This window comes from Bacillus sp. NEAU-Y102 (genome assembly GCF_054788175.1).
In genome coordinates, this window is record NZ_JBTWFK010000008.1 from 105,545 (window position 1) to 123,072 (window position 17,528).

Here is a 17,528-nt window from a genome sequence, read left to right on the forward strand (position 1 = left end):
CAGATTTGCTAAATCAGGAAATTGAGACGTATTCTACCATTACTTCTTTTGGAATCATACTCCCTCCTGTTCTTAATACAATATCCCTGTAAAAGCAGGCTCTACGTATTCTCCTAAATTATCAAAATCAACAATATCTAACACAACATCACGGAGTTTGCTCGCGACTTTGACATTGCCATCCACTACAAAAATCGCAATTCGTTTTTCTTCCATCTGTTTCATCCTTTCTACACCCTAGTTTTACAAAATAAGAAGTCATCCAAACTTATATTTATTACTTCCTGTTATCTCCTCACTACTGTTCTATGCATTATGTATATAAATTTTAATTGCCTACTAAAAAAATAACGTATTTGCAGGATGTATAAAAATTATACAAAAGGTAATAATTCATCGTTTACCCAACAATAGATAATATAGATAAAGAAAAGATACTAGAGAATATCACAGTGGAGTAATCTCTAGTATCTTTTCATAGTATTTTAGCGGCTATGCAATACGAAGGGATAAAAAAAAGACCTCTTACGGAAAGATAAGAGGTCATCAAGAAGATAAAAATGTTGTATTTGAAACACGCGAGTTTCTAATTAACATCATAACACAATATATTTATATATTCAATATATACATAAAAGTAAGGGATATATGTTCAAAAAACACACGGAATATTAATTTGGAACAGTATGTTTTATTCTTTTAACCTATTTCTTCTACAATGCCGTAATTGTAACAATGGATGGTCTCCTCTATATACTGATGAGCAATTGTAGCAAGTTTTTCTAAATTCTCTTCCGTTACCTCATGAATAAACAGAACAAAATTACTGTCGGATTAGGAGTCTGTTGAAATGGAACCATCGATCCGTTATGAAATGTTGAGCTTGCATCTCCTAGATTCCATGTAAATATTCGCTAATTCCAATCCCCTTTCGTGTCTATTTTATGTTTAATATAGTCTCGTACCGTACAAACGGGAAATGTTGTTAATTTGAAAAGAGAGAGGAATAAAATTTCTTTATCGCCTCTGTTCTTTCTTCTGTATGATAGAAAAAACGGAGAAAGGTAGAATTTTATCTATTCTCATAATTTGTTAGAAAATTCTAATTTGATTAAATTAAAAGAAAGTGATATATTGATTTTATAATAACAATCCAATTAATGGATGACAACCTAATACCTGTAAGTAGACTATGAAAATGTCAGATAAACGGGAGGAATTTAATATGAAAAAATTATGTTCATTTGCTTTAATTGGTACCTTAACCTTTTCGGGTTTTATCGTTTTAGACAGTACGCTACCTGATAAAGCGCGCGCTGAAGTAAATACGATTAAGCAAGCTTCAGCTGTTGTGGATGATTGGCCATGGCAAACGTATTTCTTATTGCATCACAATGCGGACTATCTACAAGAATTAGCCCCTAGTACGTTAAAACAGGGTGGTACGTTTGATACGACGGTATATATAGGCGGAAAAGATGTGGGTGTTGTAAAGATTTATCGATTGAACGGAGATGGTGAATTACAGCGCTACAAAACCATTTCTGCAGGTGAGGCTGGACACCACTACTATTCTAGGTTCACAACACCAATTACAACGGTTTACACACCAGGTACATATGTAGCAGTACTGAAGATAGACACTTCATATTATTATGGTGGCTCCTTCCAAATTACAAAGTAAAACATATAGGTATATTTGTCTGAAACGCACTGGGTTACGGTGCGTTTTTGTTATCTAACGAATAAATGATCACGCGGGAATTCAAAGCATATTATCGAAACGGAGCTGAATGTGATGAAAATTGTAACAGTTAGTGCGGATGCAACAGTCCATGTTGGTATTTTAAAAGGGATGACAGGAAGTGTTACTAGTTATGATGCGGATACTGGGATGGCCGAAATCTAATTGGATCCATTTACAACGGTTATAATTAGGTCTGTATTTCTAACGCAATAAGGTTTGTATAGGATTCTTTAGAAAATTAATATTTGATTTTTATAGTGACTCAATACATTCTATGATTAAAACTGAGTTACATATTTTAAAATCATCACCAGGAGAATCTGCAAATTTACGGGTTCTTATTTAAAACATAATGCCAGAAAAGCTGAGGTGAATAAAGTGCAAAGTTTAAAATCTTTAAAACGTGACGTATACATTTTTCTTCCATTGTCTATTTATTTTTCCTCCATTTTTATTTCATTCTATATTATAGAGAATACATTCAACTTGCTAAGTTTTTTACCAGCACTTGGAACCCTGTATGTCTGGGTAACTAGTGTGATAGACATTAAAAATAAAAATTACAAAATAAAATAAAAAAGCAACTGAACTAGATGCTTTGCTCTTAATGTTATAGAATATTGACGCACATGACCATACAGCTACCAAAAACAATACATACCAAACCTAAAAATATTAAAAACCCTGGCAAATCAATATGCTCGAGTAGCGCGCATATTAATAATAAAAAGGGATAGACTAGAATTTCAATCCAGGTAACGCCCCCTGCTTTCTTTATTTCTCGGTATGATACTATGCTGACAAGTAAAATGCCTAATACAATTAGCCCTATCCCTAACATCATCCATCCATTCACCCTTTTTAGAATTTTAAAATTTAGCTCTTCACTTTCATATACTGCTCTTTTACACGCACCAGTAAGTCCCTCAGTTTCTTCTCTACAGGATGTTCTTGATTTTCTGGTACTTCTCTCCCGTATGATGAGAAGCTTTGTGAGCATGCACTAGGTGTGACTTCCAATTTCGCGTATGAGAAAGTATGCTCATTTTCTTCACCGATGTTTTCAGTAGTGCTTCCATTTGAACCAACGCGTATGCAGCTTTCGTCAAGTTTGGTGCGCTTTCCTTCCTTGTTAACCGTGTAATAGGTATCGTTGACTTCCCCATATTTCATATTAGGTGTTGATGTTACTGCGGTCCCGTCTGCAGAAAAAGTAACAACACGAAACCCATCTTCTTCTGGCAACAACTCAGCTCCTGGAACATTGTATAGAACCAAAAGGTCTCCTTCGTATGCTTCTGGAATGAGATAAATGGTATCTGTAGTGTCTTTTCCGAATCGGATACAACCGCTTAAAAGAATCATACTAAAGATCCCACAATACATTATAACTTTTCTCATAGAGTCTCTCCCGTTATGTGTAAGAATGGTATAGTATGTATTATATTCCCTTGGATAGAATAAGTTTCTAGTTTGAAGACGATTTTACTATTGTTATATAAAATATTTATGTCAGTGGATGATTAGCACGAAGAGAAATGGAGTGAATTGATGAGCAGACGTTTTGCATTAACATATGAAAATAAGATTTTGAGAAAGATAATGATTACCGTAAGCATTATCACACTCGTTTTCATTACAACAGGGTGTGATTCAGTCCAAAATGATGCAAAGGATGTAACGGAGATTCCGCTAAACAGCAAACTAGATTCCCTTATTTCAGAAAGTATCATTGCCTGGAATCAAGACAAATTAAATCATACAAAAAAACAATTTGAGACGCATGTAATCTATGGAACTGAGATGAAGGATGAAAAAATGTATGTCTATCTCCATTCCCTCATGCAAGGATATAACCGCGAAACACAGACAGTTCCTCAAGCAGGACATTTACTTCCAGTCCGTGTGACAGTCACAAAAAATGGCGATGATTACATCATTGAAGATTACCGTGAACCAGGAGATGGTGCTGAAAATGAACCTACTTTGCGCAACATGTTCCCGAATAAGTATGCGGATCAAGCACTTGCTATATCAAATGAAACGATTCAATCATTAGAATCTCGTATGCAAGAATATGTTTCTAAGTGGTTGGAAGATACAAGTAATAAGAGACAAGATAGATAACAAATATAAGTATGAACAACCTCTCTTGATATATGAGATGCTCGTTTAGTAACTTGTAACATCCCATCAGTAGAAAAAGTAACTTCTTGTGTTGTGTTTTTTACTTCTCCAATTAATTTTTGCAAGTTATCCAGCATACTATTAAAAGACTTCACAATGCTCCCCTTTATTAAGGCCCCAAAATCCTAGTATAGATAATATGATACAAGAGACACTTGCTATAACTACCATTACGTTTAGTGTTGTGCCAATTTTACTGTTTTTTAAAAACGACAATTAAATTCATTCAATATTTATATAACAATTAAATATCTTTTATTGTATAAAAATAAAAGATATTTAATTATTTATATACGATAAAAACCCTATACTTACATTTAAATAATAAATAAAGAGCGTGTTGGTATATATTTAGATCAACGCGCTCTTACATATATTTAAACCCTATATCAATTTCTTATTCCATTCATTTAACTCATAAATACTTTTATATCCGGCTATCATGCCAGAAGTTTATTGGAAAATGATTGTTCTCATCATAAGCTTCAAATTCATACCCTTTTTCTCTTAATCCTTTTATAATTGCTGGAACTGCCGCAACAGATTGTGGATGAATATCGTGCATTAAAACAATTTCCTTTGAAGACGTCGCACCTGCTAAGACATTTTGAACAATTTTTGCGGCCGCTACATCCACAGGTAGTTTATTATATTTCCAATCTAGAGAGTCAATTGTCCAATCCCATACTTTTAAATTATTTCTGACTACTTCATTTCGAAGTGATTCATTTAATCCAGGCATTGATCCATATGGTGGGCGTGTTAATTTCGGGGAGTTTCCAATAGCATTTCTAATTAAAGATTGATCCTCTTTCATTTCCTTCACATATTCCTGATTGGTGTATAAATTTTTAAAATCATGTGTCATACTATGCATACCCACATAATGGTTCTCTACATGCTCTCGTTTCACTAAATCTGGGAACCTTTTCACATTATCGCCAATTAAAAAGAATGTTGCTTTCACATCATTTTTCTTTAATACCTCTAATAGGTTAGCTGTATATTTTCCTGGTCCATCATCAAAAGTTAAATATGCAACTTTTCTTTCTTTACCATCAAAACGATTAGGTATTGGTTTTTTTAATTCATTTTTAGGTAGACTGCTCACTTGTTGAACACTGTTTCCCTCTTCCGCATTTACCAGCTTAGGATTTGTAATAGATTGAAACATGTAATACCCTATTGCTACTAATGTAATAGCTAACAATACACTTATAATTCTTTTTTTCTTAAGCTTAATTTTCATATTATAATCTTCTTTCTATCAAATCATTCCACTTTATGTCGTTTAGTTTTACTATCCTATTAGCTTATTAAGTTTTTTAACTTAACCAATCTCAATTTTGGACTAATCATTTTAATAATCTATATAGGTGAAAATTAGTGCCCTGCACTAACGTTCATGGCATTTCCTATAATAGTTAGAACTACTGGAAATAATACTGGTCCTAAGGTAAGGACAATGTTTAAAAGTATAATAAAACTATATAGTAAGCTGTAATTTTTACTATTACCGTTTTCGAATACTAGGATGACTAATGTTATTACAGTAATTAAATGTAGTAATAAAATTATCAGCCAATAATACATCATTATAGTAAGATTCCACTTTCCTAATAGTTGGTATGTTACCCCTATTATTATCCCTAATATAGTAACATTAAAGGAAATAAACAAAGTTCTTTTTAGTATTTTAGGAAATGTTTTGTGATCCACAGTTTTATTATATAAACCGATTAAAATGCCCAAAGATAGATATGCTAGTAATAGCCCTACCCAATTCCAGATCCAATCTTGATCCCCCATTAAATTAAACAAAAGCGAAAGGATCCCTCCTACTGCAAAAATCGAGGAGATCATAATACTATTTAAAGCTGATTTCATACTTTTTTCACTTCCTTAAAAATTTTACAATACAGCATTGAAGTCTACTCTTAAGTTGTCCTTTACTTATTAGAATCCTTTTCATTAAAAATCTTGTATGGGAATCCCATCATATAATCCGGTCATCATACCTATTAGCATATACGAAGAATGGATAGCCCAGCAAAAATTACATGTACATGATCCCATACCATAATTTTTAAACTAAACGAAGCTCCACCAAATCCTACTCCACATGGTAGATATACAAATAGAGGATGCGATCCATCAACTTTTATTTGTATATCAATTATTCAGACGAGTAGCAACTACTGCATTACCTTAAAATACATGCTTTGATTTTTCATCGTTAATAAAATAGCACATTTGATTCTTATTAACTTATGTTCCTCCTTCTTCTACTGCTTTACTATAACCAGCTGTATATTCAAAAATAGTAGCCCCTTTATTTCTAAGTAAATCTTTTTCCCACTTTTTCGCAGCTGCTGCCATATGTACATACGATATTTTAAAATTAATCATAATTTATTATAATTAAGTATATATTAACAATATATTAAGTATAAGTAAATAAAATTAATAATAATTTAATTTCATTTACTTATTTAAAGGGGATTACATATATGAACAATATTAATGTTGGTCAAAAAATTATGGCATTTAGAAAAGGTGCCGGATTAACCAGTAAACGTTTAGCAGAGTTAGCTGATATAACACCTTCCATGTTAAGTCAAATTGAGAAAGGAATCACAAATCCATCATTACAAACACTAAAATTAATTTCTGTAGCATTAAATATTCCATTGTTTAATTTTTTCTTAGAGGATACCAGTACAGAAGAATTAGTTGTAAGAGCTAACCAAAGAAAAAAAATAACTTTTCCTGAAAGCGGCAATGTTTCGTATGAGCTATTATCTCCTAATTTAGATGGATCACTAGAATTGGCTTTAATGAATCTGTTACCTCAAACTGCTTCATCTATGGAGCCTGTGGCACATAAAGGGGAAGAAATAGCATTTATTATGGAAGGACAAGTAAAACTATATCTAAATGATGAGGTTTTACTTCTCAATACAGGTGATAGTGTTAAAATCCCACCTTATGCAAAGCATAAATGGGAAAACACTTCTTTAAACAAGGTCACTGTTATATTTGGAGTAACTCCACCATCTTTTTAATTTCAAATACTAGCGAAGAAAAGTTAGAGAAAATAATCCTCTAACTTTTCTTGTATACATAACTTTATTTTAAGAAAGTAAAAAAATTGTCTCTCAATTATATGAGATTATAATCTAATCGATTAAAAGTAGTGAAATAGATCTTTTTAATTACATACTTAATTTACTTTTTAATGTCCAGTATTTTTCTCCATTCGCTTCAAAAGAGAATTCTACCCATCCATTTGGATCTTCACGATAAATAAAGATGGTTGTTCCAGAAGTTACTGTACCAACTTTATTCTCCTCGACAGCTACATCTGGTCTACTTTTAATTTTTAAATTAAATGGATAAGGTACCTGATAGTAAGTAGCTGATGATACAACATTTGAGCTTGAACCGTCTGCATACATTTTATATGGAATTTCATTAGATAATGCGTCGACATCTAATGTTTCAGGATTCTTTGGTAATTTTTTTGCATATGTATAGTCTTCTACACGAAACGGTTTAATACGTTCCATAATACCCGCAATTTTCTTAGCCCAACCTTTATCTGATGCATATTTCACGTTCATGCCAGTTAATGTTGGCCCGTTATAATACATACCACTTTCTTCTAAATATCTTTCTCGTACATAATTAGCGTTATAAGCAATGCTATCGCCGTAGCTTGGTAAATATTTCGCATATTTAAACGGATCTCCATCATATGCACGTAGACCGAATAGATTATGTTTTTGATATGCGATTTCTGATTTTCCGTATCCAGATTCTAAAATCGCATGCGCTGCTAAATAATGAGCACTCACGCCATATTGATTTTGCGCATTGATAAAATCTTGCCCATGTCCAACTAAAGGACTATCCGAATGATATTTCGCAATAAAACTATCAATCTCTTGAGCTGTAATTTTCGAAGCCACTGTTAAATTTAAATCTTCATATGAAGTAGCAGTAATAATCTCTTTTTCATCGTTTGAATTTTGTTGTAACATATCTGTTTTTGCAGTAAGTTGAGCAGCTTCAGCACGTGTTATAAATCTATTTGGTTGCCAACCGTTCTCAGTACCATTAGAAATTTTTAAATCTATTAAAATATTGGCATATTTTTCTCCCCAATGCCCTTTTAAATCTTCAAATCTAACCTGCTCGTTATAATTTGGTGTGTTTTGTAGTTTATATGCATTTACTAGCATCGTAGCCATAGCAGCGCGAGTTACTTTTCCGGATGGATTGAAGATTCCATTACCTTCACCTTTAACAATACCAGCTCTTTCAGCAGCAGCAATATAAGGAGTAGCCCAGTGGTTTTGTGAATCTGTAAAAGATGGTTTTGCATTAGGATCAATTTGTATCCCTAAAACTTTTGTCATAATTTTTGTAGCCGAAGCTCTGTCTAATGAGTCATTTGAACCAAAAGTTCCATCTGGATAACCATTCAATACCTGTTTATCAACTAAATAATTAACAGATTTATCAGCCCATACAGGAACATCAGGGAATTTATGAGTATCTGCTAAAATATTAGAAGAATAGGATAATATAGATCCTGCAAGGATACCTGTTGCAATTAATTTGTGCTTCATTAAAATAAACACCTCTACCATTGTATTTATCAAATTGGGATTTTCTATTTTTATATTTACATGTTTGTAATAATAATAAAATCGTATTATCACACATTCAATTTGATGTAACGAGTATAGTTACTTATATACGCAAGTGTCAATGAATGTCTTTTACAAAAATGTATAACATTTACATAATTTTAAATTTTACATGATCTTATAATTGACTTATGTATAAATTTTGTAAAGGACCTTTTGATAGATTACTTATTAGCTTACCTGAAGAAATCTCTTTAGTTGTTAATTTGCCAACCTTTCTTGTTTACTATGAATCAATTAAAAAAAGAAGTTTTTTGTTTAAGAGCTACTTTAAAATCTTAAGTTGATGGATGTGTGAACGTACCGCTACTAAAATTCTTGCTTTTAAATCATTATTACTGTATTATGTTTACGTAGCAATATAAGGATTATAGTATGTAAAAAGGAATCAAATCTACAAGTAATATTTAAATCCTTTTCCAAGTCAAAAAGACTTTGCCAAAATCTAATATAATTTATACTTGTCTTTTTAATATGTATCTAGTAAAAACATATTTTTTATCAATAGAATTCTGTTTTCAATATAAATTCAAACTTTTAAATAGAAGTTTATTTAATTTCAATGATAGGAATTATTGTTCTAAACAAGGAACCATACAAAGTGATCTGAAAAACCTGATAGATATTGTATGTAGTTTGCTCATCTCGAGGTACTACAATAAAAGAGCCTTACCTCTCTAGGTAAGACTCTACTAGTTTCGTTGTATAATATTTACATGATAACTAAGAAGCAGAAAACATATAACACCAAATAACAGCACCCTATTACTCCTCCTACAGCTAATACCTGTTTAACCCAACTCTTAAATTTTTGATTACTGTAAATCGCTTGCACTCTTTCCATATTTCCTCCTATTAAGGAGAACCCTTAAAGACTCTCACCTCGCTATAGTACCATTAAAAAATGAATGATAGAGATCTAATGTATAAATATGCAATATTGCATACGAAAATGTATTGTAATAATTGTAAGCGCTTACTATAATGAATTTATAAAGATTTATCATATCCTAATACGAAAAAAGAGGAGAGAATAATATGGAAATCGCAATGGCAGTTTTAAAATTTATAGGTGGAGCAATCCCATTAATTCAAGAACTTCTAAAAGCATTTATGTAAATTCACTATTCAGCAATTATTTACAAAAATTATCATACAAATGATCTGTCTATCAAAAATGAATTGATTTACAGATTATTTGCGTGATCAAGGTCCCTTTAACATGACTAAGGGGAGTTTTTTAAAATTTCCAAATAATTAAGGTTACGTCACATCACCATCAAGTTAGCAAAATAAAATGAAACTTTAACTTGATGGTACTGGGGTAACAGTTGTGATTTAGAGATAAGATCAGATTATACAAAGATTACCCACTGATATGTGGAAGATAAAGAGATAAAGAATACACTTGCGAAATTTAAACGATTGAATTAAAAAACTTGATATTAGTGCGGTTAACAGAATATGAAAATTACTTAAAAATCGTGATATTAGCTAAAAAACACCAAGCCCCCCTCCCCTTCAGGGCCATCTTGGTATTTTTTACGTTCACATACAAATTATTATTTATATTGTTGCATGGGTTTCCTTTTAAATTATATACGTCTACTTTACCATCGATAAGCAATGACTCATGTCTCCCATTTAATCGTACTGATTATGTTTTAAAAACCATCTTGGCTAAAATGATAAAGTAATCTAGCAACTTAACCACGTATAATACTATCACCGAAACCATATATACGATTTCTATAACCTGCTACGATATTTTTCTCTTTTATGCTTTATATGACCAAATGATGATCAGTAAGAACATCTTTAAAAGTTGTATCTGCCCGTAACATTTGTTGCTGCAAGTACTGAACCTGTTAAAATCATTACTTTCATTTTCATGCTATTTTCCCCTTCTTATCCTAATTATTTTTCATTATTAATAATAAAAACATTAATTTCTCCCAGAATGCTATAGACTTACTAAAAAACTCTTCTTGCCTATAGAAGAGTTTTTACTATGATGTGACTCATACATCAAGGGTACTGTTAATTTCATATGGAAAATAAAAAGACTCCATTTTGAAAAAAGGTTAATCAAAATGGAGTTTTTTATTATAAATCTGAATTTATATATATCCTTCTACCTAAAACATCGTATTATCATTAACTGCTTCACTTGGAATCTCTTGAATTACATCCCAGTGTTCGACAATCTTTCCATCCTTGATACGAAATATATCAACTATAGCAACTCCCTTATCTTGAGAATTAGTACGAGAATGTACATGAAGAGCAACTGTATCCCCTTCAGCTAATTCTTTTTTTCAAAAAACATTTAAATTCTACCCTAACGCTTGCAGAATTCTAGCATCCATTACTTTTCTTCTTGTTCTTAAATTTGTCATTGTCCTTAGTAAATTAATCCCAAAACTTATCATAAACTAACGCTCACTTTTCAATATAAGTAGACATGAGTATACTTATATTGAATTCCTTGAAACTTAATAAGTCCAATATTTTCTCAAAAAAATAGCAATGTAAGCTACCTCCTTTTCTACCATAGTACTAAGACACCTCTTATACGATATATTCAATAGCAAACATTTAAGCATCAAAAAATCACTTAGCGAAATTTGTACTATCTTAGCTATATTTTGTCGCATTACAAAGGGTGGGTAACTGATATATTCTGAATATTCTGTATATTGATGAAAAAAACTCATTGTTAAATTTAATGTATCTAATTCCTGTTATTATCAGAATAAGCCTTTACATAGAAAAGGGGGATATTATGACTGTTCAAGAGAAGAGTAATGAGCAATTGATGGGATTATTACACGAATGGTATGAAGAAATTCGTTTATATCATGTAAAAGAAGCAAAACAAACATACCTAAAAGTAAAAGAAAGTTTAAAAGGACTAAAAGCAGATCACTATGTATCATTCTATTATTCCCTACTGAATTTTAGATATATGGTCTTGGTAGATGCAATGAGTATTACAAAAGATTCTTTTAATCAAATAGAAAAACTCTCTACTATCAAAGATGATTTTTTATTTTTAGCTTACTATTATCATTTCTTTAAGGCAATTCATTCTACAATTTTAGCAAATTATACTGAAGCGAAAACACACTATGAAAAGGCGGAAGAACTTTTAATTGATATACCTGACGCAGTAGAAAAAGCCGAGTTTGAGTATAGATTTTCAACTTACTGTTATCAATCTTATCAACCATTTGAAGCAATTCAACATGTAGTAAAGGCAAAAAAAGTATACCAGAATCATGTAGGCTATGAAATTAATGTTGCCTTATGCGACAATGTATACGGTTTAGCTTGTATAGATCTAAGAGAGTTTGAAAGAGCTGAAGAATGTCTCAATACGGTTATTGATGTTTTTAAAAAGTATAATGAAGAACAATTATTATTAAGAGTACGTCATAATTTGGGCTGGTTATATAATATTCAAGATTTATTTCCATTGGCGATCAGACAGAGTTCTGAAATTATAAATACCCTACCGAATCATTTTAAAGCATTATTTGTCTTAGCAAGAGCATATTATAATTTAGAAGGCATTGAAACAGCAAAATCATATATCGAGCAAGGAATGAAGTATACAAATGAATCAGGAAATGAGGAATATAAGCATCGTTTCGCAGTTTTAAATGAACTAATCACAGAACTACCTAGAATTAAACTAGAAAAAGTAGTTACTGATGCTATTTCTTATTTTGAAAAAGAGGAAATGTGGGATTGTGTAAAAGAATATGCAGGGATTTTAGCAATCCAATTTTATGAGGCAGATAATCATGTTAAGGCAAGCAAATATTTCTATATTAGTAATAATGCTGATAAGAAATATTTGAGAAAAGGAGCGTTAAAATAATGAAAAAGATTAAGAAAATTGTATTAAATATGGTAGTAGTAAGTGCATTAGCATGTAGCATAATTAGTTTAAATGTATCACAACACTCTTCGTTTAATGGTGGAGATACGCCAGCACCAACAAAACTGATTGTCTCTGGTGGAGTATCTATTGATTAACCTAATACATTTCCTTTATTAAAATCCAGAAAATTCAACTTATTACCTTTTACAAACCGTTGAATGAAAATGGATAAAATCTCGAACCTCTAATCCGAAACATATTTGTTTCGGATTATTCACATTATCTTTTTATATCCTCCCCTTCAAGCCCAGGAACTCCGTATTTACTAGGTAATGAACTCTATTAAACAATTATTAAATCTCTTTTCATCCAAGTTAAAGTAACTGTAAAGTTCATTTCATTCCTGCCACATTCTTATAAATATATGCCTTTACAACAACTATTGATTATTTTTTATTTCATTAATTCTATAATTTCTTTAATACACTTACCATTATCCATTGTTATATCTAATTTCTAATTAAAACCCTTCTTTGTAAGTTTATACCTATATATCGTGTTAAATTGTGTATGGCAAGATAAAACAAGCTGTTAAATTTAAATTATTGTTAGGTAGTTTCTACAGTATGATATTATCACACAATTAGTTATACATATAAAAAAGGTTTCCTGCCTTGTAACAGAAAACCTTTTATGTATTATTAATCTACAAACCTAAAATTTCAACAATCTGACGTGCCTTAGCATTATCTATATAATAATGCATCTCTAACCCTCTTCTTTCTGAACGGAGTACGGTTCCCCTTAATTTTGATAGATGTTGTGAAACAGTAGATTGGGGGATTCTTAATATTTCCGTTAACTGTGTAACATTACACATTTTATGGTGCATTAATTCATTTACAATTTGTAATCGAACAGGATGTGCCATTACTTTTAATACATCTACATCGTCTTCGTGGATTTCAGCTAGATTTTTTTCAGATATTAATGTTATCATTTCGCATTCTCCTTTATTATTAATTTCTATTTTCCTTTTATTCTTATAACTAATACTTATAGCTGATTACCATTTGTCCTGTTGAGAAAATATATTCTCTTTTTAAAACAAAAAGGACACTAATTCATTAAAACGTTTTTACTGCTTTAATGAATTGGTGCCCTCTAATTTTTTGAACCAAATATATCTTATTTTAAAGGATATTTTCGATTCTTTTTTCTCACATCTAGTAAAAATTTTGTATTTTCTTTAAAATCCATATAAAGAATATTCTTCAAATTCTGAAAGCATAAGTTTGCGACAAACTTATGCTTTCTATCACATTCCATACCAATCAAGATAGTTAACACTATTAATGTAGTACTAACTATCTTAATTAAATATTAGTAATAGTAAGTCTAAATATTATCAATTCACTTTATATTACATATATGTAAAAATAATAACATGATAAGCTTTTTCAAATTTTTCTCCTGATAAAGATTTGAAATTAGCATTTCATTACTCTCCTTACTGTTAATATGCCTAGAAAAAGAACCCCATAGGGTTCTTTTTCTGTTCATTCCCTAAAGTCCCATATTAATAAAAAAAGAAGAGGGATATATCCTCTCTTCACCAATAAAATCGAACATCTTTACACTTAAGGAAGGGCATACATTCATCAAGAGATGAAATGAACAATAATAGTTCACCTAGTGAATTATAACATAAACCCAATTCCATTAATAGATAATATTAACATTTATGGAATAATTGTGACAGGATTGTTAAATATCTTAATATTAAAAGGCTTTATATGTATGTAAATTGAAAGTGGATAGTGTAAGGATAAAATATAAGGGGGATATATCATGTTTAACAAAAAACAAACATTCGTAACAACGGTAACAGCTTTAACACTAGGATGTGGATTTACATTCGGATTAACACCGGCCTTTGCAGATTTTAACAAGATTTCCGCCAACAATATTCCTGTTCATTCTATTCAGAACCAAGAACAAGAACCTTTTACTGGATATGTCATTTCAGTAGAGAACAATTATTTAGTAGTTGCAGCTACGTCTACAAAAGATGAAGCTCTTGCTTATCAACATGATTGGTGGAATCTAGTTTCTCAAAATAAGATTTTAAGAGTTCCTGTTTCAGATAGTGAAAACTACACATTAGGTGAGAAATTAAATGTATATGCAGCTGCATGGACTAAATCCCTACCACCAATAGCTGTTATGCCCACAATTGAAAAAGTATTTCATTAAATTATATTTAAAATTAAGAAGGGCATCATTCTAATTAGAATGATGCCCTTTATCTCACCAACTTTTTTCTCTTATTAATCAAGCTGTCTAGTGATAAATAAGAAATGGTTACAGTAAGAAAACCCCATCTCGCCTTTTACAAAATAATTTTTTATTTCTCAACATAAAATGATTAGAATTAAATTCCTAATCATAGTACCTACAGTTGTCAATTATCCTCCCTTTTTGAAAGGTCCTATCTTTAATGACAATTCCATTCAAATTTTCCTAACCTAAAATATCCTCTCTATTTCGTTTTCTTTTTAACCCCAATAGTATATATCCTCTTTTAATCTATTATATTCAAGTTACATGCCTTCATTTAGAGATGCTAAATTAACAAATATCTACTAAATGTCTATTAAAAACTCATATTACAATCGTTATCCAGAACCCAAAATACAAACAGATAAAGTACTCTTATTTCCTATTAGTGGCTATATCAGCGTAATTGTCTCTTGTCAGAAGATCCTATAATATTATGTACAACGAAATTAATTTTTCACTAATAAATTGGTGGGTGATATAAGTAAATCCACCTAACGCATCATCAGCAATCTACGTATTAACGGATTTATTCTAAGTAGATTAAAATGAGAGATTGATATCAAATTTACAAAAGGAAAAGAGAACGTTTAATTTGATTAATGTTATAAAACATATAAAGGAGGTTAAAACGTGGTACTCTCAAGACAAGATTCCTGGACGAACGATAACGATTTACTTCTCGCATCCACAGTACTCCAGAATATTCGTAACGGTGGAACACAGTTAACTGCATTCAAGGAAGTAGCAAAGCTACTAAATCGGACACCTGCAGCTTGTGGATTTCGCTGGAATTCATACGTGAGAAAACAATACCAAGAGGAAATACAACAAGCAAAACAAAATCGAGAAGTGGGAAACAATATTTCTCCCTCTCAACAAAAAAAGAAACATACTCTTTATCTATGACATTAGATGATATTATTCTCTTTCTACAAAATTATAAAAAAACATATGAATTTACAAACTTACAAAGTCAAATAAAAACTTTAGAGACAGAAAATCATTCCCTTCTACAACGTGTAACTATGTACGAAGAAGAGTATCGTATGTTACTTAATCATATTGATAAGACAAGAAGTCTAGTTGAAATTAATTAAATAAAGTAGCAAATTACTTTTATACACTTAAGTCGTCACCTAAAAAACTCACTATATATAAATTAAGTTTAAACACTAATAAATAAAGTGCACGTTTACTCTTAATAAACGTGCACTTTATTTAATCCTTAAAACATAAAATTTAATTTTCAACTCATTAACAATATTAAAATTAAGATGTTTGTTTTATAGGTATTTGTTTACTTCTATTCTCAATAAGTCTATCTAATAGTAAGTAAACAAATCCAGAAATAATACAACCCACACCTAAGATTGTAAATAACATATGTCCTAAAAGCTGATCCAGTAATACACCGCCTAGAAGAGGTCCAAATACATTACCTGTAATCCATTGCAGATTAGCCGCCCCCATATAAGTCCCCCTCAAATGTTCTGGAGCTATATTAGCGACGAATGTCATTTGGATAGGTGACATAATCATTTCCCCTACTGTATAAACTGTATAAGCTATTAATAATGAGCCTAGAATAATTAAATCATTTGCGTCTATTACTTGAAACCACTTTGGTAACCATCCTATTGCTAAAAGGCCAACGCCAAAAAGAATAGCACCATATAGCATTGATTTACCAATTGGTTTGTGAGTTAACCACTTTGAAATAGGAAATTGGAAACATACAACCAATAAGCCATTTAAAGTCATTAAATATGGAAATGGATTACTATTTCCAAAAATCATTGTATTCTCATTACTAAAATGAAGTGGTAACATACCTTCCGATTGTGAGAATCCCATAAATATAATGATTCCCGTCACTATATAGAATAGAAATATTCTATCTCTTATAACAACTCTTAACGTAAATCTTATTGACTGTTTATGTGTTTCCTCATGTATCATTATATTTTTAGGCTTTGTTTCCTTTAGAAACAATAACATTAATATTGTATAAAACAGCATGGTTCCAGAAGTAATCAAAAATATGACATCTTTTGATACAACCACAACTGCTGCACCAATTATAGGGCCTATCGCAGCTCCTATATTATGAGCCATTCTAAGTAATCCATATGCCTCAGTTCTTTTTTCAGGTTCTGTTACATCGGTAACCATTGCAGATGCCGCTGGTTCAAAGAAAGAATTACATAGCCCTAAACCAATAGATAAAATGGCATACCCTATAAAACTATCAATAAACAAAAAAACAAGCATTAGTAGCCCATTACTGGCCATAGAGAGTACCATAGTTGGTTTCCGTCCATAAGTATCCGCTATATGCCCTCCAATTAATGAACCAAAACTCGCCGCAATTGGGGATAAAGCTATAACTATACCTACCTCAAGTAGAGAATCCACTTTATCCTTCAAATATAATGCAAAAAATGGCATTAACATCATCATTGCAATACCATTTAAGGCTTCTCCGATAAAGCGGATCCAGACATTAAGATCCATCCCCTTTAATTCTTTCCATGTACTCCTCATATAGTTACCTCGCCTATGCTCAAAGTATATTTTTATCCCAACAAAAGTTTTACTATATTATTATTAAAATCTAAATTTAGTCGGCTATGCTGACCCCCCCCCC

15 protein-coding genes and 4 pseudogenes are annotated in these 17,528 nt (G+C 31.1%); 8 read left to right on the top strand and 11 right to left on the bottom strand.

Translation table 11 applies throughout. From position 1 onward, the window contains the following. Positions 1-72 precede the first annotated feature (72 nt). Positions 73-225: a hypothetical protein gene (locus ACYFX0_RS21180; protein ID WP_000812115.1), complete on the bottom strand. Its 153-nt coding sequence runs from the start codon at positions 223-225 to the stop codon at positions 73-75. A 1,000-nt stretch (positions 226-1,225) separates the two neighbouring features. Between ACYFX0_RS21180 and ACYFX0_RS21185 the strand changes: the two genes are divergently transcribed. Continuing rightward, positions 1,226-1,684, top strand: a complete 459-nt coding sequence (locus ACYFX0_RS21185; RefSeq protein WP_106082173.1) for a DUF5065 family protein — start codon at positions 1,226-1,228, stop codon at positions 1,682-1,684. A 673-nt stretch (positions 1,685-2,357) separates the two neighbouring features. Here ACYFX0_RS21185 and ACYFX0_RS21190 read toward each other — a convergent pair. Beyond that, positions 2,358-2,591: a hypothetical protein gene (locus tag ACYFX0_RS21190; RefSeq protein WP_106082172.1), complete on the bottom strand. Its 234-nt coding sequence runs from the start codon at positions 2,589-2,591 to the stop codon at positions 2,358-2,360. A 32-nt stretch (positions 2,592-2,623) separates the two neighbouring features. Beyond that, the gene (locus tag ACYFX0_RS21195; protein ID WP_001233342.1) at positions 2,624-3,148 is read right to left on the bottom strand and encodes a DUF6843 domain-containing protein; all 525 of its coding nucleotides are present in this window, start codon (positions 3,146-3,148) and stop codon (positions 2,624-2,626) included. Positions 3,149-3,298: 150 nt separating this feature from the next. On the opposite strand from ACYFX0_RS21195, the gene ACYFX0_RS21200 reads away from it, so the two are divergent. Next, on the top strand, positions 3,299-3,874 hold the full coding sequence (locus tag ACYFX0_RS21200) for a hypothetical protein (protein ID WP_000091044.1): 576 nt from the start codon (positions 3,299-3,301) through the stop codon (positions 3,872-3,874). A gap of 487 nt (positions 3,875-4,361) precedes the next feature. Here the strand turns inward: ACYFX0_RS21200 and ACYFX0_RS21205 are convergent, their stop codons facing one another. The 3 genes from ACYFX0_RS21205 to ACYFX0_RS21215 form a co-directional block, all read right to left on the bottom strand. Further along, the gene (locus ACYFX0_RS21205) at positions 4,362-5,183 is read right to left on the bottom strand and encodes a peptidoglycan-N-acetylglucosamine deacetylase (protein ID WP_106082171.1); all 822 of its coding nucleotides are present in this window, start codon (positions 5,181-5,183) and stop codon (positions 4,362-4,364) included. 134 nt (positions 5,184-5,317) lie between these two features. After that, on the bottom strand, positions 5,318-5,821 hold the full coding sequence (locus ACYFX0_RS21210; RefSeq protein ID WP_000833540.1) for a DUF3902 family protein: 504 nt from the start codon (positions 5,819-5,821) through the stop codon (positions 5,318-5,320). Positions 5,822-6,202: 381 nt separating this feature from the next. Then, on the bottom strand, positions 6,203-6,343 hold the full coding sequence (locus ACYFX0_RS21215) for a hypothetical protein (RefSeq protein WP_003260087.1): 141 nt from the start codon (positions 6,341-6,343) through the stop codon (positions 6,203-6,205). A 101-nt stretch (positions 6,344-6,444) separates the two neighbouring features. On the opposite strand from ACYFX0_RS21215, the gene ACYFX0_RS21220 reads away from it, so the two are divergent. After that, positions 6,445-6,999, top strand: a complete 555-nt coding sequence (locus tag ACYFX0_RS21220; protein WP_001059815.1) for a helix-turn-helix domain-containing protein — start codon at positions 6,445-6,447, stop codon at positions 6,997-6,999. Positions 7,000-7,149: 150 nt separating this feature from the next. On the opposite strand, the gene ACYFX0_RS21225 is transcribed toward ACYFX0_RS21220, so the two are convergent. Beyond that, positions 7,150-8,568, bottom strand: coding sequence for an S-layer homology domain-containing protein (locus ACYFX0_RS21225; RefSeq protein WP_000680992.1), 1,419 nt, complete (start codon positions 8,566-8,568; stop codon positions 7,150-7,152). 1,013 nt (positions 8,569-9,581) lie between these two features. Between ACYFX0_RS21225 and ACYFX0_RS21230 the strand changes: the two are divergent. Further along, positions 9,582-9,768, top strand: a pseudogene (locus ACYFX0_RS21230) (hypothetical protein). A gap of 590 nt (positions 9,769-10,358) precedes the next feature. Here the strand turns inward: ACYFX0_RS21230 and ACYFX0_RS21235 are convergent. After that, a pseudogene (locus ACYFX0_RS21235) lies at positions 10,359-10,542 on the bottom strand (S-layer homology domain-containing protein); the annotation flags it as partial. Positions 10,543-10,787: 245 nt separating this feature from the next. Then, positions 10,788-10,967, bottom strand: a pseudogene (locus tag ACYFX0_RS21240) (nuclear transport factor 2 family protein); the annotation flags it as partial. A gap of 467 nt (positions 10,968-11,434) precedes the next feature. On the opposite strand from ACYFX0_RS21240, the gene ACYFX0_RS21245 reads away from it, so the two are divergent. Together ACYFX0_RS21245 and ACYFX0_RS21250 are read left to right on the top strand one after the other, a co-directional pair. Next, entirely contained in the window at positions 11,435-12,535 is a 1,101-nt protein-coding gene (locus ACYFX0_RS21245) for a response regulator aspartate phosphatase (RefSeq protein WP_106082168.1), read from the top strand. Beyond that, positions 12,535-12,693, top strand: a complete 159-nt coding sequence (locus ACYFX0_RS21250) for a Phr family secreted Rap phosphatase inhibitor (protein ID WP_000721348.1) — start codon at positions 12,535-12,537, stop codon at positions 12,691-12,693. Before ACYFX0_RS21245 ends, ACYFX0_RS21250 begins: the two co-directional genes overlap by 1 nt. A gap of 551 nt (positions 12,694-13,244) precedes the next feature. Here ACYFX0_RS21250 and ACYFX0_RS21255 read toward each other — a convergent pair. Then, positions 13,245-13,538: an ArsR/SmtB family transcription factor gene (locus ACYFX0_RS21255; protein WP_000631350.1), complete on the bottom strand. Its 294-nt coding sequence runs from the start codon at positions 13,536-13,538 to the stop codon at positions 13,245-13,247. An 851-nt stretch (positions 13,539-14,389) separates the two neighbouring features. Between ACYFX0_RS21255 and ACYFX0_RS21260 the strand changes: the two genes are divergently transcribed. Both ACYFX0_RS21260 and ACYFX0_RS21265 read left to right on the top strand, forming a co-directional pair. Beyond that, the gene (locus ACYFX0_RS21260; RefSeq protein WP_000482311.1) at positions 14,390-14,794 is read left to right on the top strand and encodes a DUF3221 domain-containing protein; all 405 of its coding nucleotides are present in this window, start codon (positions 14,390-14,392) and stop codon (positions 14,792-14,794) included. A gap of 717 nt (positions 14,795-15,511) precedes the next feature. Then, a pseudogene (locus tag ACYFX0_RS21265) lies at positions 15,512-15,978 on the top strand (RsfA family transcriptional regulator). 172 nt (positions 15,979-16,150) lie between these two features. Here ACYFX0_RS21265 and ACYFX0_RS21270 read toward each other — a convergent pair. Further along, entirely contained in the window at positions 16,151-17,425 is a 1,275-nt protein-coding gene (locus ACYFX0_RS21270) for an MDR family MFS transporter (RefSeq protein WP_016077697.1), read from the bottom strand. Positions 17,426-17,528 lie beyond the last annotated feature (103 nt).